Here is a 20,531-nt window from a genome sequence, read left to right as displayed (position 1 = left end):
GCCATCGATCTGATCAACATCTACTTTCCCTAGAAAGCCGGCACGAGGCGTCAGCCCACCGAGAACCACAGATGCTGCGGCCGATGGTCGGACAGGTACTCCGCAGACGCCAGTTCGTACCGGTGCACCCTGACCGGACCTGCGGTGAACGTCCAGTCGATCCGCCAGAACGGCAGCGGCAGGCCGGCGAGGGGACTGTCCCACTGGAAGGTCATCGGGGCGTTGAACCGCCAGCTCATCGGCAGCAGGTGACGGCTCGCCGTGGTCGCGTCCTCGGCCACCGCCCGCAACGGGTCGAGCGTCCCCATGGACGAGGTGGCGTTGAAGTCGCCGGAGATGATCGACGGGTTCGGGTTGGCCTGCAGATCGTCGACGAGACCCTGCACCTCAGCCTGCCGCCAGTCGAACTTGCGGCGGAAGTACGCGTCCGGGTCGACCTGGGGCCGCAGGATGCTCAGGTCGATGGCGGTGGGCACGGTGACGTGCACGTTGTAGACCGAAACGGTGCTGTCCCCCACGCGCAGGTCGGTGCGCAGCACTTTGTCCCGGCTGAACACCTGGTTGAACGGTGCGTCCGGAGACAGCTGCGTGGCCGGGCCGAAGACCGGCGTGGCCACGACCGGGAACCGGGAGATGGTGACGAGTTCGCTGCGGTGCACGATGTGGTAGCCGGGGAACTCCGCCTGCAATCTGGCGTCGTCCCGGATCGGGTGGTAGCCGACCTCGCCGGTGCCCGGCACCCAGATCACATGCTCCTGTAGCAGGTACACGTCGGCGTCGAGCCGTTTCAGGAATCTGAGCTGCGCCTGCGGATCCTCGTTGCTCATGCCCCAGTAGTTGGTGTTCCAGCTCACCACGTGCACCGCGCTGGCCGGGACGGGCCGGTCGCCGGGCCGCAGCGCGTGCAGGTTGACGCCGGTCTGGTCGATGCCGGGCAGCAGGCCGGCCAGGGCCAGGGCGGCGGCCCACCGCCGACGCGGACCGCACGCGGCGGCGCTGAGTCCGAGCAGCAGCAGTGGCACGGCGATGAGGAACACCGGCGGCACCGCGTCGAGCAGGATCGACCAGTGCCATCTGCCGGTGGCGGCCCGGCGCACGACGTTGTAGCCCAGCCACAGCACCGCCGCCGCGATCAGCAGCCAGCCGTACCAACACCGCAGGGCCCGGGCCACGCGCTGCCACCGAGGCGCGGTCCGGTCGGTGAGCGGCGGCACCGGTGCGGGGGACCCGGCGATGTCATCGATCGTCACGGCGTGGTCCTTTCGTACATGTGACGGAACTGTCGGCTGGTGAGCCAGGTGAGGACGCCGACGGCGAGTCCACCGGCGACGGTGGCGTTGACCAGCAGGTGCACCGCGGTGAAGAAGACCAGGAAGGGCCAGCCCCGCTCGTGGCGGACGAACGCGTACTGGCCGGCGTCGACGGCGACGAACGCGGCCAGCAGCAGCGCGGTGCCGACCAGCACCGGCGGGTGGACCACCGCCGCCGGCAGGCTGAGCATGGTGAGCAGTGCCAGCACCGAGGCGGCGGCCCGGCCACCGGTCTCCATCCCCTGCATCGCCCGGCCGCGATGCAGATAGAACGGCACCCGCAGCCGGGCGCGGCGAATCGCCTTGCGCAGCAGGGGTATCAGGTGGCTCTCGTCGGAGAGCCGACCGCTGACGCGGGCGGTGAGCAGCATCGGGTACCGCTGGGACAGCCGCTCCGCGTGGTCGATCTCCTCGGTCTGCCGCAGCGCCGGGTTGAACCCGCCGGCGGCGTCGAACGCCGCGCGGGTTACCGCGCCGAGCGCGTAGAAGCCGCCGCTGACCTCGCCCTGCGCGCTGACCCGCCAGTAGTGGTACTGGAGGATGCGGTACTGCCCGACCGGTCCCTCGGGGAACAGCGGCACCTTGTCCGGTACGCCGAAGACCGCGCCGTACCCTCGTGGGCCGCACAGCAGCGCGACCGCGTTCTCGATCGCGTCCGGGTACATGACCATGTCCGCGTCGATGAAGAAGACGATGTCGCCCTTGGCGTGCCGGACACCGAGGTTGCGGGTGGCGCCGGGTCCACCGTTGCGCTCGGCCCGCACGAGGGTGCAGGCGTGCCGGGCGGCACGTACGGCGCTGTCGTCGGTGCTGGCGTCGTCGACCACGATGACCTCGTGCGCCGGGTAGGTCTGGGTCGACACCGACGCCAGGCACAGGTCGATGGTCCGGCTGTCGTTGTACATCGGTACGACGACCGACACCTTCGGCTCATCCATGCAACTGACTCCCTTCCAGCAGCAGCAGCCACAGCGCGGCGTTGACCAGCAGCACCCGGTCGCGCAGCAGCACCGAGACGGGGTTGCCGCCACCCGAGTCGACGAACACGACCTGCAGGTAGCGGAAGAGGGCGAACAGCGCGCACGGGACGGTCAGCAGCCCGGTGGCGCTGACCGTGGCGGCGTACGCCAGGTAGGTGACGAGGGTGGCGGCGGCGGTCAGCACCAGCAGCGCGTCGACCAGGTGCTGGTTGTAGCCGGCCAGCGCCGGCCGGTGGGCCGATTCGTCGGCGAGCAGTTCGTGGCGGCGTTTGCCGAGGACGAGCAGCAGACATACCGACAGCACGCACAGCACGAGCCAGCCGGGCGGACGCGCCCCGACGGTCGTGTAGCCCTGCACCAGCCGCAGCACGAAACCGGTGGCGACGACGAACAGGTCCACCAGCGGTACGTGCTTGAGGCCGAAGCTGTACGCGAGGTTCAGTGGCAGGTAAACCAGCAGCGGCCACCAGGCGGTCAGCGCGTCGCCGACGATCACCGCGAGGGCGGCCAGCAGCAGTACCCCGAGCAGCGCCGCCGTCCGGGGGGTGACCCGTCCAGCCGCGATCGGGCGGTGGCGTTTGGTCAGGCTGGCCCGGTCCTGCTCGCGGTCGGCGATGTCGTTGAGCACGTAGACGGTCGAGGCGGCGAGGACGAACGCGCCGACCGCGACGGCGAGCCGGCCGGCGGACCGCCAGTCCATCAACGCGGGGTCCAGCAGCGCGAGCAGCACCACCAGGTTCTTCGGCCACTGTCCGGGTCGCAGCAGGACGATCAGGTCGCGGGCGAGGCCGGGGCGCGGACGGTCGGAAGAAGACCTTCGGTCAGAAGAAGACCTTGGCGGCGGCGAGAGCACCCTGTCTCCAGGGATCGCGGCTGGTACGTCCGGTGTTCTGGGCAGCATCACGGGGCTCCTTGCGCTGGTCACGCCACCAGGCGTAGGTGTCGAGGATGGCGTCCTGGTTGGACATACGGGGGGTGAATCCGAGCCGGTCCCGGGCCTTGTCGATGCAGACGAACGAGTCGGCGGTGAGCTTGTGCAGCAGGCGCCCGTACACCGGGGACAGCCGCAGCCGTTCGAGCGTGCCGAGCAGCGCGAGCGCCGGGCGGCTCGGCACCGACACCACCCGTCCGCCGTGCCCGGCGGCGTCCAGCACGGCCTGGAAGTCCTCGCGCAGGGTGCCGAAGGAGGCCGCGCCGAGGTTGTACGTGTCGTTGGCCACCGGGTCGGGCGCGTCCAGCACGGTGGTCACCGCGTCGACGAGGTCGGACAGGGCGAGCATCTGGATGCGCACGTCGCCACGGCCGATCACCGGGAAGTTGCGGCCTTCCTCGGCCCACTCGAACAGCATGGAGAACAGCCCCATCCGGCCGGGGCCGAGGAACGTCTTGGGCCGCACGATCGGCAGGCAGGCGCCGTCGGCGCGCAGCCGTTCGGCGTACTCCTCCGCGGCGGACTTCGCGGCGCTGTACGGGTCGACCGGCTCCCGGGGGTGTTCCTCCGTCGTGGGTACGGTCCGGGGCAGGCCGTAGACGGCGGTGGACGAGATGTGCACCACCCGGGCCACCCCGGCCCGGACCGCAGCCGTCAGCACGGTCCGCGCGCCGTCGACGATGATCGACCGGATCTCGGCGACCGGGTAGCTGGGCAGCGCCGACGCGCAGTGCACGACGGCGTCGGCGCCCGCCACCGCCCGGGACATCGCGGCCGGATCCCTTACGTCGCCGGTCACCGCGACGTCGACGCCGGGGCGCAGATCGATGCCGCGGACGTGGTGGCCGTCGGCGCGCAGCCGGGCGGCGAGGTGGGAGCCGAGCATGCCGGCGGCTCCGGTGACGACGACCGTCCGGCTCACCACAGCGTGCTCACCTTCTCCCGGACGAACCGGGTGACCAGCCGCCCGAGCCCATGGGCGAGAGTGCGGTCCAGGCTGTCCACGGCGCGTTCGACGTCCGCGGGCACGGTCACCAGACTCGGCGCGATGATCAACGGGTTGCGCCCGTTGAGGGTGTAGTAGGCGAACACGTCGTGGTCGTGATAGAGCGCGTTGATCACGGCGCAGGTGACCAGCTTCGTCCTGAATCGTGGGTCCTTGGCCATGCCGCCGGGTGCCAGCTTGGCCACGAGGTCGAGGATCCGTGGGCCGCCGTCGATGAAGACCCCCCACAGCGCACCGGCGCCGGCCACCTGGCTGACGATGTCCGGGTACTGCTTGGCGATCCGCGCCAGGCCGGGACGCAGGACCCGTTCCAGGTCGCGGGCCAGGGCCGGGTAGTCGTCGGCGACCGCGACGTTGACCGCTTCCAACGCGGTGGCGCATTCCTCGCCGAAGCCGTAGTAGGTGGTGCTGGTGCTCTGCAGCAACGCGTCGCCGAGGTTGTCGTAGGCCCTGCGGTACAGCGGTTCCCGGGCCACGAACGCGGAGATCGACGACTTGCCGCCACCGAACGACTTCGACGTGGTCAGCACGTCGGGGATCAGCCCCTCGTGGCGCATGAAGTAGAAGAGGCTGCCGGTCTTGCCCCAGCCGGTGTAGATCTCGTCGAAGACCAGGACGATGTCCTGCTCGGTGCAGAGTTCGCGTAGGCCGTAGAGGAACTCGGCCGAGCACCAGCGGATCGTCGACGCGCTGAACGGTTCGATGAGGATGGCGTAGACGTCGCCCCGGTGGCGGGTGACGGCGGCGCGCACCGACTCCAGATCGCCGTAGGTGAAGGTGTCGATACCGGGGATGGTGGGGAAGGCGTACTGGCTCTGCCCGGTCAGGCCACCCGAGCCCAGCAGCTTGCCGTGGAAGCTGATGTCGGCGCGCAGCACCGTCGCGCGGCGCCCGTCGTGGTACTTGTACGCGAGCTTGACCGCACCCTCCACCGCCTCGGCGCCGGAGTTCGGCAGGAACGACATGTTCAGGTCGCCGGGGAGCACCTGGGCGAGGTTGTGGGACAGCGCCGCCAGGTACGGGGAGAAGTAGGTCTTGTGCACCTCCATCCGGTGCCGGTCGGTGTACCGTCGTCGGGCGGCCAGGATCCGCGGGTGGTTGTGGCCGTGGTTGAGCACGCCGACCCCGCCGGTGACGTCGAGGATTCGGCGGCCGTCCCGTTGGTAGAGGTAGGCGCCCTCGGCGCGGTCGACCAGTTCTCGGCCGAACCCGAACGAGGTCATCAGCGACACCTGGGACTTGTTCACGTGCCGTCGGTACAGGTCGTGGACCTCGCCGGCGTCGAGCCGTTCGGCGTCGTCAAGGGTGAACAGCGTGGACATGCGACTCTCCTCGGTGCAGGAAACGGGCCAGGCCGAGTACGGCGAGGGAGGTACCGATCTCGACGACGACGCAGATCAGCCGGCTGGCGAGGGCGACCGTGCCGGCCACCCCCCAGGGCAGGACGGTGGCCAGAGCGGCGGCGAGCGCGAACTCGCGTACCCCCCAGCCGTCAGGTGCGACGATTGACAGGCTGCCGGCCACGGTGGCCAGTGCGAACGCGCCGACAGCGACCGCTGCCGAACGGTCGGCCGGCGCGCCGAGCGCCACCGCCAGCGCCCACAGGTGCAGGCCGGAGACCAGCCAGGACAGCAGTGCCAGCGCCAGCGCGGCGCGGACCGCCGCCGGCCGAAGCGGGGTGACCGGGCGTCGGACGAGCCGGGCGACCAGGGCGACGGGCCGGTCGAGCAGCGCCGGGCGGACCAGCAGGGCGACGAATCCGACGAGGGGCAGCAGGATCCAGGGCCCCGGCGCGGCGAGCAGTCCCACCCCGGCCCCGGCGAGGATGGTGAGCCCGATACTGACCAGGTAGGCGGTGATCATGCGTTCGGCAGGTGCCCCGGCCTGCCGGCCCAGGTCCACGTGGGTGACCACGCCCCAGACCCGTCCGGGCAAGTACTTGCCGAGTTGGCCGAGGAAGAAGATCCGGGCCGCCGGGAGGCCGCGGACTGGGACCAGGACCCGCCACGCCACCATGCCGATCAGCAACCCGGCCAGGTTCGCGGCGGTCGCCGCCAGCAGCAGCGGCAGGCCGGCCGGGCGACTCAGCGCAACCAGTGGTGCGGTGCCAGCGGCGCGTACCGTGAAGCCGAGCGCGACCACGGCGGCGACCAGCACCACCGGGGTGAGCCAGCGCGTCGGCCGGGTGCCGAGCAGCAGCCGTACGCAGCCCAGCGCCGCCCCGGCGACCAGCGCGACGTGCAGCAGCAGGTGCACCCCGAGGAAGAACGGCAGGAAACGGCGACCACGGTGGTGGGCGACGAACCGCAGCAGCCCGAGGTCGCAGACCGCGAAGACGGCGACCAGCAGCGCCGAACCGAGGGCGAAGGCCGAATGGATCACGGCCATCGGGAGCATGCCCAGCGCCCCCGCCACGGCGAGGATTCCGGTGGGGCGGTTCGCGGTCACGCTGGCGCGGCCCTTGCGGCGGGCGGCCAGTACGGTCCGGGCGAGCAGTTGGGACCGGCGGAACTGCTCGGCCAGCAGCGGACCGAGCCGGGCGACCTCGTCGTGCCGGGCGACGACGCGCTCGCTGAGCACGATCCGGGTACGCGGGGCGAGTCGGTCGCTGTACTCCAGGTCCTCGGAGTCACGTAGTTGCTCGTCGAACGGCCCGACCTCGTCGAATATCGAGCGGCGGATCGCCGCCTGGGCGAAGAAGGCGGTCCGGACCGGGCCGGCGTGCCGCCGTAGCCACCAGTACGCGTGCAGCGTGCGGTACCACTCGACCGGTCCGTCGTCGACGAGCGGCTCCGGTGCGATCACCCCGTGCACGCAGCCGACGTCCGGATCGTCGCGCAGGATCGCCACCGCGTTGGCGATGGCGTCGGGCTCCAGCGCCTCGTCGGAGTCGAGGAAGAACAGCACGTCGCCGGAGGCGAGGGCGGCTCCGGTGTTGCGGGCGGCGGAGACGCCCCGGTTGTCGGGGTGGACGACGGTCCGGCACGGGAACCGCGCGGCGATATCCCGCGAGCCGTCCGTGCTGTGGTCGTCGACGACGATGACCTCGTGCGGCGGGTACGTCTGCCCGTACACCGAGCGCAGGCAGGCGTCGAGGGTCCTGGCGTAGTTGTAGTTGGGGATGACTACGGAGACGGTGAGGGCCATGCGATCAGCGAAACAGTCGCCGACTTCGATGGAATATCGCTTCGCTGTCCCGCCCGGCGGACCCGGTGGCTGGCCGATATCTCAGCGAAAGCGGTCGATGTCCGATCGATAGTCGCCGGATACCGGGTCCGGCGGCTACCTGGTGGCGGTACGCGGCGAACCGGAGGCGTCGTCACCGGCCGGACCCTGCCAGCCGAGCCGGGCCGCCTGGTGCACCGCGGCCATCAGGGTGGGCAGTTCGGCGGTCAGCCAGCTGACCGGATCGGCACGCAGCCGGTCCACCGCCGCGTCGGTCACCATCGGCGAGGGCACCACGCCGGCGCCGTCCGTCGGTCGGCTCGCCGTACCGGTCAGGTACAGGCAGGTGGCCCAGACCCGGCGCAGCGACTGCTCCCGTACCACCGCGGTGTCCTCGACCTCGGCGCGTTCCGCGGCGAACACGCGGACCAGCGCCGGCAACCGGTACAGCGGTTGGCCACCACCCGGCACGCGCTCCGCGTCCACCAGCTGCGCGTCGGTCAACTGTTCGAGCAGGTCCTCGGCGATGGTCGGTTCGGCGTCCAGCAGAGCCGCCGCGACCCAGGCCGGGAGCTGGGCGCAGTCCAGCAGCGCGAGCCGGCGCAGCAGCCGTCGGGTGCCGTCGGGCAGGGCCCGGTAGCTACCCGCCAGGCTCGCCCGCACACTGAGCGGCCCGTGCTCCAGCTCGTCGAGCCACCGCGTGTCGTCGCGCATCCGCGCCACGAGCTGGCCGATGCCCCAGTGCTCCCGCGCGGTCAGCCGGGCACCGGCGATCCGCAGGGCGAGAGGCAGCCCGCCACAGAAGGTGACGAGAGCGTCCGCCGCGTCCGCCTCGGTGTCCACCCGCTGGTGACCGATGATCCTGCCGAGCAGCCGCAGCCCGTCGGCGGGACTGAGCGGCCGGGGCCGGACACGGTGCGCGCCGGGCAGGCCAACCAGGGCGGACCGGCTGGTGACGAGCACACCACAGGTGCCGCTCCCGGGCAGCAGCGGCTGGACCTGCGACTCGTCGGTGACGCCGTCGAGCACGACGAGGATCCGCTGACCCGCGAGTCGGCTCCGGTACAGGTGGGTCTGCTCGTCGATCTCCACTGGTATGTCGGCCCGGTCGACGCCGAGCGCCCGAAGGAAGCGGCGCAGCACCTGCTCCGTGCTGCCCTGCGTCGCGTCGAGCGACGCGTAGAGCTGTCCGTCCGGGTAGTCGGGGAGCATCCGGTGTGCCACGTGCAGGGCCAGGGCGGATTTGCCGATGCCGGCGCGGCCGGTGACGGAGACCACCGGCACTGCCCTTCCGTCGGCCCGGCCCGGGGCCAGGGCGTTGCAGGCGGCGGCGATCTCGGCTTCGCGGCCGATGAAGTCGGCCGTGTCGGACGGCAACTGGCACGGCGTGGGGCGCGGTGCGGCCGGCCGGTACCCCCGCCAGCCAGTGGCGTGGTGTGTGGACAGCTCCAGTTGGGTATCGCCGCGGAGAATTCCCTGTTCGAGCCGGCGTAGCTCGTCGCCCGGTTCGATGCCGAGCATGTCGATGAACGCGGTCCGCGCGGCGTGGTAAGTGTCCAGCGCCTCTGCCTGCCGGCCTGAGCGGTACAACGCCAGCATCAGAAGTGCGTACAGCCGCTCGCGTAGCCGGCCGCGTTCGATGAGCCAGATCAGCTCACCGATCACCTCCTCGTGGCGGCCCAGGGCCAGATCGAGTCGGATCCGCTCCTCGATCGCGGCGGTTCGCGACTCCTCGAGCCGTTTACGGCCTGCTGCGATGACCCGTCCCGGCAGGCCGGCCAGGGCGGGACCGCTCCACAGCGCCAGAGCCGCGCGCAGCGGTTCGGCGGCTGCGGCCAGATTGCCGAGGGCCATGATGGAGCGTGCCTCGGCGATGAGCCGGTTGAACACGTCGACGTCGAGTTGACCGTCGCCGACCCGGAGAAGATATCCGCAGCGGTGGGTCTCGAAAGGGCTGGCCAGGTCGCGGCCGGCGAAGGTCCGGCGCAGGGTCGACAGACAGATCTGCACCTGGCCGCGTGCGGTCGACGGTGGGCTCTCCTCCCACACCGCGTCGATGAGCCGTTCCACCGTTACGACACGGTTGGCCTCCAGCGCCAGTATCGCCATGATCACCTGACTGCGGCGTCCCGGTACGCGAAACCGCTGCCCCTGGTGGCCGACGCGAAGGGGCCCCAGTATCTCTACACGCACGCTGTTACCTCCGGTAGTCACTCCGGTTCGTCTGCGGTGTCGTCGACCCGTCGTTCCCTGAGGCTGAATCGTGGTTACCGCCTCTTCTTGTGGTCGTCAAAACCGTCGTCGAGCGGAAATTGCAGCAATAATCCAAGATCCCGAAGATTCACGAAAGTCTATCATTAGTAACCGCATGCTTCCATAGCGCGACTGTGTTCGAAGAGGCGGCACCGGGTACTGTGCCGAATGGTGCTGTGGCATTAGTTCTGGAGATATCCACAGCCAATCATCGATAAATGATCTTTTCTGACTGACGGTCGTCACGGTGTGGTGCCGGTTACCAGCGGCGGTCATCCTGGTGTGTCCGATGGCGTCGGGCCGCAGGTGCATCCTGATTCATCTCCGGCAGCACGCTCGGCCGGTGGTGCCGCCCGTTCCTCGACCTGGGCCGGGGGTAGTCGGGGGTGGGCCGGGGGCGGCGGTGACCGCCGCAGCACCCGGCTGGTGAGTCTCAGCAGGGTCGACCGAGCGCGGCGAGTCGGTCAGGACGACTCGGCCCTGGACGCCCGACCCGTGACGCGAGTTCGTCGCAGGCGCTGCTGGATGAAGTCGTCGAGCGTCGATGCCGCAGGGTGATTGTGCAGAGCGTAGAGTCTCCGAGCCTCGGTGGCGTAGCGCCACGCTGCCGTCCGACGGTGGCACGTCACGCAGATTCCCGCCAGGCCGTGGTAGGCCTCGGCGAGCGCGATGTCGTCAGGGCAGCCGGCCGCCGCCACCGCCGCCCGCTCGTATGCCCGCCGCGCGGCCAGACGCCGACCCTGTCGCAGGAGCGTCTCCGCCAGGGCGTTGAGAATCAACGCGCAACTGCCTGGATCCCCCAACTCCTGAGCGAGATCGAGCGCCTGCTCGTACCGGTCCCGAGCCGACCCGAGCTGGTCCAGGTCCCGCAAGGAGTCCGCATGCTCCCAGAACGCACCGACAAGCATGGTCCGGTCTCCCAGCCGGCTCAGCATGTCGATCGCACGCGTGTGGTGCCCGGTCGCCTCATCGGCCTGTCGCTCCACCGCGGCGACCCTGCCCAGCCCTGAGTGTGCTGCCGCCTCGGCCTGCTCGTCGCGGTGTCGAACGGCCAGATCGAGGGCCTTCCGGTAGGCGTCGGCTGCCGCAGCGCGCTTCTGCTGATCGTGCAGGACAGTGCCGATGCCGTACCAGATCCTTCCCTGCAGCGGCTCGTCACCTGCCGCCACTGCCAGGTCGAGTGCCTCACGGTAGCCCGCCATGGCCCGCGCCCGCTCGCCCTGCCAGAAGGCGGCCAGGCCGAGCAGCAGCAGCACACTCGCCTGGCCGCGGCTGTCGTTCGCCCTGCGCGCGGCGGCCAACGCCCGTTGCCCGTACTCACGCGTCGGGCCGTACCGACTTCGTCGAAGCTCGACGGCCGCCAGGTCGTGCAACGCGGCACCGAACGCCGCCGGATCGTCGAGGCGTGTCGCGGCCCGTACCGCGGCCTCGTGAACGGCGGTCGATGTTGGCAGCATGCCGATGGTGTCCAGGTGTCGGCTGAGAGTCCTGGCCAGGTCGACAGCGTGCCGGGGTAGGTGGCGTTCAGCGGTGGTGACCACGCGCACCAGCACCGGTATCTCTCGTTGAAGCCAGGCCCGGGCGGTCTCGGGTCCGAGCAGTTCAGGGATCTCGGCGGCGGACGAGGCAACCGCAGGCAGCGCGGTGCGTAGTGACGGGTATGACACGCCGATGGCGACCGAGGTGCTCGCGAGGTAGTGGTCGAACAGCCGGCGGCGTGCCTCGTCCACCGAATTCTCCTGGCCGGCGAGGTCCAGTGCGTACTGGCGGAGCAGGTCGTGCAGGGCGAAGCGCCCGTCGCCCCGTGGCTCGACCAGATTCGCCCGTGCGAGCTCGGTCAACAGGCGCCGCGACTCGCCCAGCGTGGTGGACGTCAGCGCCGCCACCGCGTACGCGTCGAAGTCGGGCCCGGGATGCACACCGATCATCCGCAACGCGCGTCGCTCGGCCTCGCCCGGGAGCCTGCGGTACGACCAGGAGAAGACCGTTCGGATCGCCCCGTACGAGTCCCCGGTAGGGCTCAGTGCGGTCATCGCCGTAGTCTCGACGAGTTCCTGCGCAAGCTGTGCCAAGGGCTCGGCTGGATTCTCCGCCAGCCGCTGCGCGGCGATGCGCAGGGCGAGCGGGAGCCCGGAGCAGCCGTCGGCCACCGCGCGAAGAGCAGCCGGCTCGGCCTCGGCTCGCGTGCCGACCAGTTTGCTCAGCAGGGCCAGTGAGTCCGTGTCCGGCATCCGGGACAGACTGATCCGGGTGACGTCGGTGGTGGCCGACAGGCCGGCGAGAGTGTCCCGGCTGGTGATCAGGACCATGGACGGCCCGGTGCCGGGAAGCAGCGGACGGACCTGGTCCGCCGAGGCCGCGTTGTCGAGCACGACGAGTATCCGACGGCCGGCGACCAGACTGCGGTACAGCGCGGTGCGTTCGTCGAGACCCTCCGGAATCGACGGGCCGGCGACACCGAGACCGGAGAGGAAGACTGCCAGGGCGTCGCGTGGCGGTACGGCCTGATCGGGGTGGTAACCCTGCAGGTTCACGTGCAGTTGTCCGTGGGGGAAATGCACGCGGCTCCGATGAGCCCAGTGCATGGCCAGCGCGGTCTTACCCACTCCTGCGGTCCCGGAGATCAGTACCACGGTGGGCGCCGTGGTGGATCGACGTAGCTGCCCGGCGAGCCGCGCGACCTCGGCGGCCCGGCCGGTGAAGTACCGCGTGGCCGCCTCGAGTTGCGCGGGGACCGGGGTGGTGGCCAGGTTCGTGCCCCGGTCCCGTTGGCGCAGTGCCCCGGTCACGGTCGCCGTGGCGGTGATGACCGCCAACAGCAGGCTCAGCACGGACGCTACCTGATCACTCTGCCCGAGACCGATGCGCAGGAACAGCCATGCCAGGACGCCCTCGACACCGACCACCAGGATCAGAACTGCGACGATCAGCAGTCGCCACTTCATTGACCAATGGTATCGACTGATGTAGTCATCTGCGTCTGGCGAGTCATTCAGATTGATGTCGCAGGGATAAACAGCGTAGGTCGGCGTCGCGACATGGGGCAGGTGTCGTGAATCTTCCAGCATCATTGGTGATGATCGTCGGTTTCACTGGTTCCTGCTCGCCGACCGCCAGCAGATCAGGTCATCACGGGCGAGGGCTGACATACGGTGGCCGGGTACGGTTGTCGATGATCGGAAGCTGTGGGCGTCTGCTGGCGGCAGCGGAGGCCCGCAGGCGACGGACCGGGGGAGGGAGCGGGCGTGGCGCTGTGGAGAGCCCTTGTCGTCCGAGGCGGGTGGGAAGGGCACCGGCCGGTCGAGGCGACGGAATTGTTCATCCCGTTCCTCGAACGCAGCGGATACGCGGTACGGGTCGAGGAGTCGACGCAGATCTACGCCGACGCCGCCGAACTGGCCGGCACCGACCTCATCGTGCAGCCGACCTGGACGCGGCCCGCGCCGTCGCTGCCGCCGCCGCGATTCCCGGTGCCGAGGCGGTGAGCGTCGAGCGACTACTCCATCACCCCCACGTGACGACCGTACTCAACCTCACGGTCCCAGCGGCGCACGCCGAGATCTCCGGCGCGGCGATCGACGCCGGCCGGAACGTCTACGTCGAGAAGCCGCTCACCGTCACGTTCCCGCAGGGACGGTCGATCATCGAGCGGGCGGCGTCGGCCGGCGTCCGCGTCGGTTGCGCGCCGGACACCGTCCTGGGCACCGGTACGCAGACCGCCCGAGCGGCGATCGACGGTGGACTGATCGGGCGCCCGCTCTTTGCGTCGGCCGTCATGGTCACCCCAGGACACGAGCGCTGGCACCCTGACCCCGACTTCTACTACGCCCCGGGTGGCGGCCCGCTGCTGGACATGGGGCCGTACTACCTTGCGGCGCTGGTCCACCTGCTCGGGCCGGTCCGTGCGGTAATCGGGGCGGCCAGCCAGCTGCGTGACGTCCGGGTCATCGGTTCGGGCCCCCGCGTCGGGCAGCGGATCCCGGTCGAGGTGCCGACCCACGTGACCGGTGTGCTGGAACATGCGGGCGGTGCCCTGACGACTCTCACGACCAGCTTCGACGGTGTCGCGACGACAGCCGCGCCGATCGAGGTGCAGGGGGAGAAGGGCACCCTCGCCGTACCCGACCCGAACACCTTCGACGGCGAGGTTCGCCTCTTCGCGCTCGACGGCCCCGGCTGGCGTTCCCTTGAACCGCGGGCCGGATATGTCGCCGCCTCCCGGGGGAGGTCGGCCTGATCGACCTGGTCCGGTCCGACGAGATGCGTCCGCCACGGGCCAGCGGTGAGATGGCGCTGCACGTACTCGACATCATGACCGCTCTGCTCCGGTCGACGGCAGAGGGCCGGCGGGTTGAGCTGACGACGGTGGTCGAACGCCCCACACCCGTCCCGTTGACCCCGGCCGAGAAGTGGCTGTCAGCTCTCGCACCCGGGCGCTGAACCGAAGAGGTCGACCTCAGTCGACACTCCGACAGGGAGGCGCGGTTGGACGCGCTCACAGCTGGCACGCTGGCGCTCGTGCCCGCCGGCGTGCTGGTTACGGCTGCGGTGGGGCGCTGACTGGCGGGGAGGCTCAAGCAGCCGGAGATCGTCCTTGAGATCACCTGCTGCCTGCTGCTGGGCGAAGTGCTGGTGTCACAGGTGGGCTGGGGCGGGCCGGATACCGCAGGGCGGGAGGCGCTCGAGTTCCCGGGGCACTTCGGCCTCGCCCTGTTCCTGGTGAGTGCCGCCCATGGCATTCGGCAGGGTGGCGAACGGCTCTCTGGTCGAGCCGTGGCCTGGTTGTCGGCGGGGTCCTCCCTGCCGGCCATGCTGTCCGGCGTACTGCTCGCGGCGTGGGTGCTGACGGTGGGCGGCGCCGACCTGCGGGGCGAGGCGTCGCCCACGGCATTGACACTGATGCTGGCTGTCTCGCTGGCGGTCACGGCGGTCCCGGTGCTCTCCGAGGGGACCGGTAAGGCACGGAAGCGGCGGCTGGCATCGGGTGGACCAACGGTGGCCGATCAGTTCCCAGGAAACCGGGGACTGACTCAGGCCGTCGCGGTCGCGGCCGTCGCAGTAGCGGCCAGAAGCGCGGAGTCGGTAGTGACCGTCGCTCGATGTCGCATGGCGGTCTCCTTGCCGTCTGGTATGGGCTGTGCTGACAGGACAGCATGCCTCGGCCCCGGCCCGGGCGGACCGGTGGTCGGTCGGTAGGTGGACCACGGCGCGGCGATGCGTCCAAGGTCGTCGCCGTCGCCCGTCTCGAAGTCGAGTCGCCGGCAGGTCACCTGGCGTTCCACCAAGTGTCACTGTGGATGATCAAGTCGGCCTCGCCAAAGCCCTGGCGTAAGCAGGGTGATGCTACGTAAAGTGGCTATGTGGTTACAGCCCGGCTGACCATTGGTTGGATGCGACGCGGACCCGCGACCACTGTGGTCACGGATGGATCGCCACGCGGATCCGCTCCAGCCGGTGCCACCTGGGCCAGATTCCCGAACTCGATGAGCGACTCCCGGACCGCGACACGCCGACAGCCGGCGACCGCCGCGCGGGCAGCAGGGAATCGCTCGCCGTCGCGGTTGCGCAAGACCGGGCGGATCCGACCGTGCAGTGCCGCTGCCCAGGCGGCGGCGGCCGCGGTCATGGTGACGGGCGGATGCCGACGAGGCACCGATCCCAGGCAAGGGTCGACACCACATGAGGGAGGGCACGTGATTCTCTACAACACGTCCATGGGAGTGGTCGCCGGGCTGGCATTGATCCTGGTGTCGCTTCTGCTTCGGCGGGCGGCCGCAGCCGCCCTGCCGGCTTTCCGCAACCCGGATCCCGATCCAGCGCAGGACCGGCCGGTGGCGGTGGCACCGGCCGGTGGCACCTTCGACCCGCGGCTGTGGGCGGTGGTGCTCGGCGCGCTCGGCCTGGTCCTCGCGCCGCTGGGCGCGCTGATGGCGACCACCTGGCCGTTGACCGTCAACCCGCCGCTCAACTTCATCTTCGGCGAGCCGTGCCTGATCCTGGGCGTCTTGCTGCTCGCCGCTGCGGTCTACCTCTGGCACCTGCGTGGCGACCTCGCCGGTCTGCAACAGGTGGACCTCACCCCGGTCGCCGTGGTCGTCATCGGACTCGGCGGCGTCCTGATTGCCTGTGCCGCCGCCATCGCACGGTTCGAGATCGTGGGCGGCGCGCCGGCCGCCGAACCCGTCACCGGGCTGCTCAACGGCTATCCACTTGTGGAGAACACCTTCTTCGTGCTGCTCTACCTGGCTGCCGGCCTCGGTGCCATCCTGGCGCCGCTGAGCCGCCTGCGTCCGGGCTGGCTGCTCACCGCCGCGCGGTGGCTCTGGTTTGGCAGCGGACTGGTCTTCGCCCTGTTCAGCATTTTGAACTACTACACCCACGCCGGCCTGGATATCAACCTCCGTCTCGGTACGGAGTACCGAATCTGATCAGCCTGCATCCGGCCTGACCACGAAACGAATCCGCCGCGACCCGTGAGACGCCGGCATCAGCCCGGCGTCTCACCACGAGCAGATGGCAACCAACAGCCGCTGCGTTCAGCGTGCCGGCCAGGGAGAAGCCTCCCCAACTGCGATGAGGAGGCTGACCCAGACCGATCAGGTACTGTCGTACCGGTTCGGCCGAATCGTGGTCCGGCAATGTCACTACTACGCGTGTCCGGGGCAGGGCTGTTGGGTAGCAGCCGATCGGCGGCCCGTGCCCGTAGTGCCGGCTGGCCGTACCTGAGCGAGTCGATGGTCGACAACGATATACAGACGGTGGTACACGCCAGGGCGCTGGTGACTGGCCCGACGCCGTGGACCGGCACCTGATTAGAATGGGCCCAGGGTAGGCTCCGCCGACCGTTCAGGACAACATGACCTTCGGTCAACCGAGGTGAGGGTGTCGACTCTGGTCCGGCCGTCGTGGACGGACCTATGATTGTGGCCGTATCGTGTCGACGAGAGGATCGGCTGCCCCAGTGACGACGACGAGCCCTCCGCTCTCAGCGATGATCCATGACGCCCTGATTGCCGTGCATCGGCGGTCAGGGCGCTGGCGGTTCCTCAGCGCACTGCTCGCCGGCGACCTGCCGGTGGAGGCCTTCGGGGAGTTCGTTACCCAGCGCTACTTCATCTTCCGCGCCTTCGAGGAGACTGCCGAGCAGGTCCGCGCCGACCCGATCGCGGCACCGTTCCTCTTTCCTGAGCTCGAGCGGCTTGGGCCGATCCAACGCGACCTTGCCTTCTACCATGGTCCGGATTGGATGCACAGGATCGCGCCGTACGAGGCGACGGAGGAGCACTGCGCCTGGATTCGGAGGCTGGCGGCCGAATGGCCCGGGGGGTACATCGCGCAGCACCACGTGCGGTATGTCGGTGACCTTGCCGGCGGCCAGGTATTCCGGAACAAGATGGCGGAGCATCAGGGTCTCGTCGGTCCAGGCGTCGAGCTGTACGATTTCGCGGCGATTCCGGATGCCGACGAGTTCCGAAAGCGGTATTTCGAGATGCTGGATGACGCGCTGTGGGACGCCGACGAGCAGCGCCGGATTGCAGCCGAGGCGGCACATGCTTTCAATCCACGCCTGTTTGATCCAGTGCGGACAGGGCGCGGCGCCATGAGTGATCCTGGCTACTCCGTCGAAGACGCTGCGATCCAGGTCCGGAAGACCGAGAATCAGCATCATGTAGTACGGGGTGAGGCCGAGTGAATAGACTTCATGTCGACGTAGCAGTTCACAGGCGAGGGTTGCGTCGAACCTGGTCATAATGATGACACTGGAGCCGGTGAGAAGCACATGTATCGCGACGGTGAAGTTGCCGGTGTGGTGGAGGCTGCCGCAGATCAATCGGGTCCGGAAACCCGTCGCTGCTCCAGTGCGGTTGCCGAGTCCAGCATTAGCATAAGGCGTTCGTTCGTTTCCGACCCAGCGGAGCGGGTAAGGCATGATCTTCGGTAGTCCAGTAGTGCCACCAGAAGTCATGAAGAGGTACGAGTCGCCCTCGTCTACCGTGGGGCGTCGGGACGGTGTCAGCTCACCGTGCAGGGTGAAGGCAGCAGTCGGTCCGGCGTCGAGCACCAGCGTGCCGTACTGCGGATGCGGTTTGACGTCCACCAGCACCGGTCTGCCGAGCCGCGTGGCTACGACATCGAGCAACAGGGCGCTGTCGTCACTAGTGAATGATGGGCTGATCGGCAGGACCGCAGCCCCAGCCCACCAGGTGCCGAGGACCAGGCTCAGGTAGCAGGGGTGATTCTGTGGAGCGAGGACGACCACATCACCCGGACCGATACCGGCATCCTTGAAGTGGGCCGAGAACCGGTGTGCCGACGCGACGAGCTCGGCGAAGCTGAAGACGACCTCGCCACCGTCCGGATCTGCCACCACGAACGCGGGGTGCTCCGGGTGCTCACCAGCCAGCTCGGTGAACCGGTCGAGTAGCGCGCCGGCAGGAAGTTGGGACGGTGTCACGTCAAACTCCTCATAGGTTGGAAGACGAGCGATGGCCACAGGCGCGGTGCCCCTGGACAGCTGCGCAGGCGATGCCATGGTCGCAGCAATCCCGGCTGACCACCACCGTCGTGATGGTAGGCAGTTGATGCGCATGTGCCTGGTGCTGCGCACGTGTGTCCGGGTCCGCGAGCGGACGCCGATCGGCGTCTCCAGCGGTGCCTGCCTGCCCGTGCTGGGACTAGCGGTCCTGCGGCGGCAGCATCGCGCTGGCCGAGGCGTTCGCACTGCGGCACGAGGTCGCCATCCTGCGTCGACAGATCCGGGGCCTCCCGTGCGCATGTCTTGGTCTGACTATCGGATCCGACCCTTGGCCCGCTTGCCGTCGTCGTAACCGCAGGTGGCGCGGTCGGTGGTCTCCGCGCCCCGCGTCGACTGGGAGTCGACCAACGCGGCGGTGTCGACGACGCGCTGAGACTGACCCTCTAGCGGCGGACTGGGGCTGACCCCCTCCGAGGCTGGAGGGGTGATCGCATTGGAAGACTGGGCTGAGATCCGTCGGCTGCATCGGGCCGAGGGTGTTCCGATCAAGGAGATCGGGCGCGGCGTTCGGATCCTGGCCGAGGCCGTGATGTCGCAGGGCCAGCTGCTCGACGAACTGTCAGCTGCCGGTCTCACCGCCGAAGTCGGCCAACTCGGCGTCGTACGCGCGGTCCGGGCCTGAGCGCAGCCCTTGGCCGCAGGCGCGGTTCCCAGCTGGTCGCCCGACCGCGTTGGCGTGGGACTGCTGATCGTGGATCTGCTCGGCTGGGTGGTCCCGACCGTCCGGCTTCGCCGTCTGAGGGGCGCTGCCCGAGCCTGGAAGTCAGCGCCTCGCCAGGCCGGACTGGTCGACGAGCAGCAGTGCGAGCCCGAACAGCACCATGATCGCGGCGGTGACGAACGGCAGCGGGTACGCGGCCGCGTACAGTGCGCCGCCCAGTGCCGGTCCGGCGACGAAGGCGAGTCCGTTGGTTGCGGTCAGCAGTCCTGCGGCGGGTGCCTGTTCGTGTTCCTCGACCACCATCGACGGGGCGGCGGTGTAGCCCGGCGTCGCGATTCCCATGCCGGCGGCGACGACCAGCATGGCGGCACCGATGCCCCAGACGCCGGGCACGACCGCGATGGCCAGCAGGCCCGCTGCGGCGATCGGGGCGCCGACCAGCATCAACCGGCGCGGCTGCCACCGGAGTCTCGGTACGAGGACGCCCTGCGTGCCGGCGAGTACGAGGCCGCAGGCGAAGATGACAGCGCCGGTTGCCCGGGCGGCCACGTCGGTGTCGAGGCCACCACGGTCCTGCACGGCGAAGCCGATGGTCAGCAGGACCAGGCCCAGTCCGGTGTAGAGCAGGAACCCGACGAGCAGTACCCAGCGTATCCGTGGGTCCCATGGCCGCAGCCGGGCCGGGCCGCTGGCGGGCGGCGGCCCGGTCGTGACTGATGGCGGCACCAACACGAACATGAGCAGCAGGGCGGTCAGCACTGCGGCAGGCGCGGCCCACACCGGGCCGAGCAGTCCGGCGAACGCGACCACAGCCCCGATCGCCGGCCCGAGTACGATCGCCAGCCCCTGGGCGGCACCCAGCTTGCCGACCGCGCCGGTGCGCTCCTGCGCGGTGGAGCCGGCGACGACGATGGCGAGCGCGGCGACCGGCACCGCGGCCAGCCCTGCCCCGAACAGCAGCCCGCGGGTCACCAGCATGAGCATGAAGGTGAGGCTCGGGTCGAGGTCACCAGTCAGGGCCAGGGTGGCGACGGCACCGAAGGCGGTCAGACCGGCCAGGGCGACGGTCAACCCCGTCACCAGGACGGCACGTGGCCCGAACGTGCTGCAGCGGCGTGCCCACCAGGGTGCGGCCAGCACCAGCACCGCGGCGGCGGCGCCGATGGTCAGGCCGAGCTGGGTCTCGGTGAGCCCGGTCTCGCGGGCGAACGGTGCCAGTGCCGGCAGCAGCACCTGCTGGGCACAGAACGCGACCAGGACGGCCAGCAGCAGCACCCCGGTACCGGCCTTGCCGGTGCCGGTCGGCTGGCCGGTTGAGGTGTGACTCGTCATCGCCGTACTCCTTCGGTGGTCACAGGCCGATCTTCCCGGTGGCCCAGTAGGCATCGACCGGGACGTCACGGCGGCGCGGGCCCTTGGTGCGCAGCAGCGCGCTGGCCCGCTGGGCGGTCTGCGGGTGCCCGGCCGGCAGGACGCGGACTCGTACGGAGGCGGCCGCCTCGATGCGGTCGGTCCAGGCGGTGAGGGCGGTGCCCGCCCCGTCGCCGGTGTCCAGGACGTCCAGGCCGGGCACCAGGCGTGTGACGGCGTCACGATCGTCGGGTTGCATGTCGACGGCGGTGACGGTCGCTGGACGGCCGAACCAGCGGGTGGCTTTCACCGCGAGCGCGACGGGCAGGGTCGGCATCG

Annotated in this window: 15 protein-coding genes and 2 pseudogenes; 6 read left to right on the top strand and 11 right to left on the bottom strand. The window is 69.9% G+C overall.

Going from position 1 to position 20,531, the window contains the following annotated elements; translation table 11 throughout:
- Positions 1–50 precede the first annotated feature (50 nt).
- The 8 genes from O7610_RS08450 to O7610_RS08415 form a co-directional block, all read right to left on the bottom strand.
- Complete coding sequence (locus tag O7610_RS08450) at positions 51–1,250, bottom strand: endonuclease/exonuclease/phosphatase family protein (RefSeq protein WP_281555168.1); 1,200 nt, start codon at positions 1,248–1,250, stop codon at positions 51–53.
- Positions 1,247–2,248: a glycosyltransferase family 2 protein gene (locus O7610_RS08445; protein ID WP_281555167.1), complete on the bottom strand. Its 1,002-nt coding sequence runs from the start codon at positions 2,246–2,248 to the stop codon at positions 1,247–1,249. The genes O7610_RS08450 and O7610_RS08445 overlap by 4 nt, the downstream gene beginning before the upstream one ends.
- Positions 2,241–3,143, bottom strand: coding sequence for a UbiA prenyltransferase family protein (locus tag O7610_RS08440; protein ID WP_281555166.1), 903 nt, complete (start codon positions 3,141–3,143; stop codon positions 2,241–2,243). Before O7610_RS08440 ends, O7610_RS08445 begins: the two co-directional genes overlap by 8 nt.
- Positions 3,112–4,146 (bottom strand): NAD-dependent epimerase/dehydratase family protein, encoded by a 1,035-nt coding sequence (locus O7610_RS08435; RefSeq protein ID WP_281555165.1) that lies wholly within the window; start codon positions 4,144–4,146, stop codon positions 3,112–3,114. Before O7610_RS08435 ends, O7610_RS08440 begins: the two co-directional genes overlap by 32 nt.
- Positions 4,140–5,450, bottom strand: a complete 1,311-nt coding sequence (locus O7610_RS08430) for an aspartate aminotransferase family protein (RefSeq protein ID WP_281555599.1) — start codon at positions 5,448–5,450, stop codon at positions 4,140–4,142. The genes O7610_RS08435 and O7610_RS08430 overlap by 7 nt, the downstream gene beginning before the upstream one ends.
- A gap of 76 nt (positions 5,451–5,526) precedes the next feature.
- Positions 5,527–7,374 (bottom strand): glycosyltransferase, encoded by a 1,848-nt coding sequence (locus tag O7610_RS08425; RefSeq protein ID WP_289213001.1) that lies wholly within the window; start codon positions 7,372–7,374, stop codon positions 5,527–5,529.
- A gap of 135 nt (positions 7,375–7,509) precedes the next feature.
- Complete coding sequence (locus O7610_RS08420) at positions 7,510–9,501, bottom strand: AfsR/SARP family transcriptional regulator (protein WP_289213000.1); 1,992 nt, start codon at positions 9,499–9,501, stop codon at positions 7,510–7,512.
- Between the two features lie 608 nt (positions 9,502–10,109).
- On the bottom strand, positions 10,110–12,590 hold the full coding sequence (locus O7610_RS08415; protein WP_289212999.1) for an ATP-binding protein: 2,481 nt from the start codon (positions 12,588–12,590) through the stop codon (positions 10,110–10,112).
- Between the two features lie 300 nt (positions 12,591–12,890).
- On the opposite strand from O7610_RS08415, the gene O7610_RS08410 reads away from it, so the two are divergent.
- The 5 genes and pseudogenes from O7610_RS08410 to O7610_RS30610 form a co-directional block, all read left to right on the top strand.
- Positions 12,891–13,130, top strand: a complete 240-nt coding sequence (locus O7610_RS08410) for a hypothetical protein (protein WP_289212998.1) — start codon at positions 12,891–12,893, stop codon at positions 13,128–13,130.
- Positions 13,127–13,882 (top strand): Gfo/Idh/MocA family protein, encoded by a 756-nt coding sequence (locus O7610_RS08405; RefSeq protein ID WP_289212997.1) that lies wholly within the window; start codon positions 13,127–13,129, stop codon positions 13,880–13,882. The genes O7610_RS08410 and O7610_RS08405 overlap by 4 nt, the downstream gene beginning before the upstream one ends.
- A 23-nt stretch (positions 13,883–13,905) precedes the next feature.
- Positions 13,906–14,085, top strand: coding sequence for a hypothetical protein (locus O7610_RS08400; protein WP_289212996.1), 180 nt, complete (start codon positions 13,906–13,908; stop codon positions 14,083–14,085).
- Between the two features lie 1,253 nt (positions 14,086–15,338).
- Positions 15,339–16,073, top strand: coding sequence for a DUF981 family protein (locus O7610_RS08395; RefSeq protein WP_289212995.1), 735 nt, complete (start codon positions 15,339–15,341; stop codon positions 16,071–16,073).
- Positions 16,074–16,636: 563 nt separating this feature from the next.
- Positions 16,637–17,146 (top strand): annotated as a pseudogene (locus tag O7610_RS30610) (biliverdin-producing heme oxygenase); the annotation flags it as partial.
- A 54-nt stretch (positions 17,147–17,200) separates the two neighbouring features.
- Here the strand turns inward: O7610_RS30610 and O7610_RS30605 are convergent.
- A pseudogene (locus O7610_RS30605) lies at positions 17,201–18,178 on the bottom strand (AMP-binding protein); the annotation flags it as partial.
- A 427-nt stretch (positions 18,179–18,605) separates the two neighbouring features.
- On the opposite strand from O7610_RS30605, the gene O7610_RS08385 reads away from it, so the two are divergent.
- Positions 18,606–18,803: a hypothetical protein gene (locus O7610_RS08385; protein WP_289213723.1), complete on the top strand. Its 198-nt coding sequence runs from the start codon at positions 18,606–18,608 to the stop codon at positions 18,801–18,803.
- A gap of 141 nt (positions 18,804–18,944) precedes the next feature.
- Here O7610_RS08385 and O7610_RS08380 read toward each other — a convergent pair whose 3' ends face one another.
- Both O7610_RS08380 and O7610_RS08375 read right to left on the bottom strand, forming a co-directional pair.
- A complete protein-coding gene (locus O7610_RS08380) occupies positions 18,945–20,174 on the bottom strand; it encodes an MFS transporter (RefSeq protein ID WP_289212993.1) in 1,230 nt (409 codons plus the stop codon).
- A 19-nt stretch (positions 20,175–20,193) separates the two neighbouring features.
- Positions 20,194–20,529 (bottom strand): hypothetical protein, encoded by a 336-nt coding sequence (locus O7610_RS08375; RefSeq protein ID WP_289212992.1) that lies wholly within the window; start codon positions 20,527–20,529, stop codon positions 20,194–20,196.
- Between the last annotated feature and the right edge of the window lie 2 nt (positions 20,530–20,531).

It is taken from the genome of Solwaraspora sp. WMMA2065 (assembly GCF_030345075.1).
Lineage (GTDB): Bacteria > Actinomycetota > Actinomycetes > Mycobacteriales > Micromonosporaceae > Micromonospora_E.
Note: the sequence above shows the minus strand (reverse complement) of the source record. Positions and strands in the feature narration are given on the sequence as shown.

Excerpts from the sequence above, each read along its gene's own strand:
- O7610_RS08445 (WP_281555167.1), bottom strand. The coding sequence starts at position 2,248 with ATGGATGAGCCGAAGGTGTCGGTCGTCGTACCGATGTACAACGACAGC.
- O7610_RS08430 (WP_281555599.1), bottom strand. The coding sequence starts at position 5,450 with ATGACCTCGTTCGGGTTCGGCCGAGAACTGGTCGACCGCGCCGAGGGC.
- O7610_RS08400 (WP_289212996.1), top strand. The coding sequence starts at position 13,906 with ATGCGTCCGCCACGGGCCAGCGGTGAGATGGCGCTGCACGTACTCGAC.
- O7610_RS08380 (WP_289212993.1), bottom strand. The coding sequence starts at position 20,174 with ATGACGAGTCACACCTCAACCGGCCAGCCGACCGGCACCGGCAAGGCC.
- O7610_RS08375 (WP_289212992.1), bottom strand. The coding sequence starts at position 20,529 with ATGCCGACCCTGCCCGTCGCGCTCGCGGTGAAAGCCACCCGCTGGTTC.
- O7610_RS08420 (WP_289213000.1), bottom strand. The coding sequence starts at position 9,501 with ATGGCGATACTGGCGCTGGAGGCCAACCGTGTCGTAACGGTGGAACGG.
- O7610_RS08425 (WP_289213001.1), bottom strand. The coding sequence starts at position 7,374 with ATGGCCCTCACCGTCTCCGTAGTCATCCCCAACTACAACTACGCCAGG.
- O7610_RS08415 (WP_289212999.1), bottom strand. The coding sequence starts at position 12,590 with ATGAAGTGGCGACTGCTGATCGTCGCAGTTCTGATCCTGGTGGTCGGT.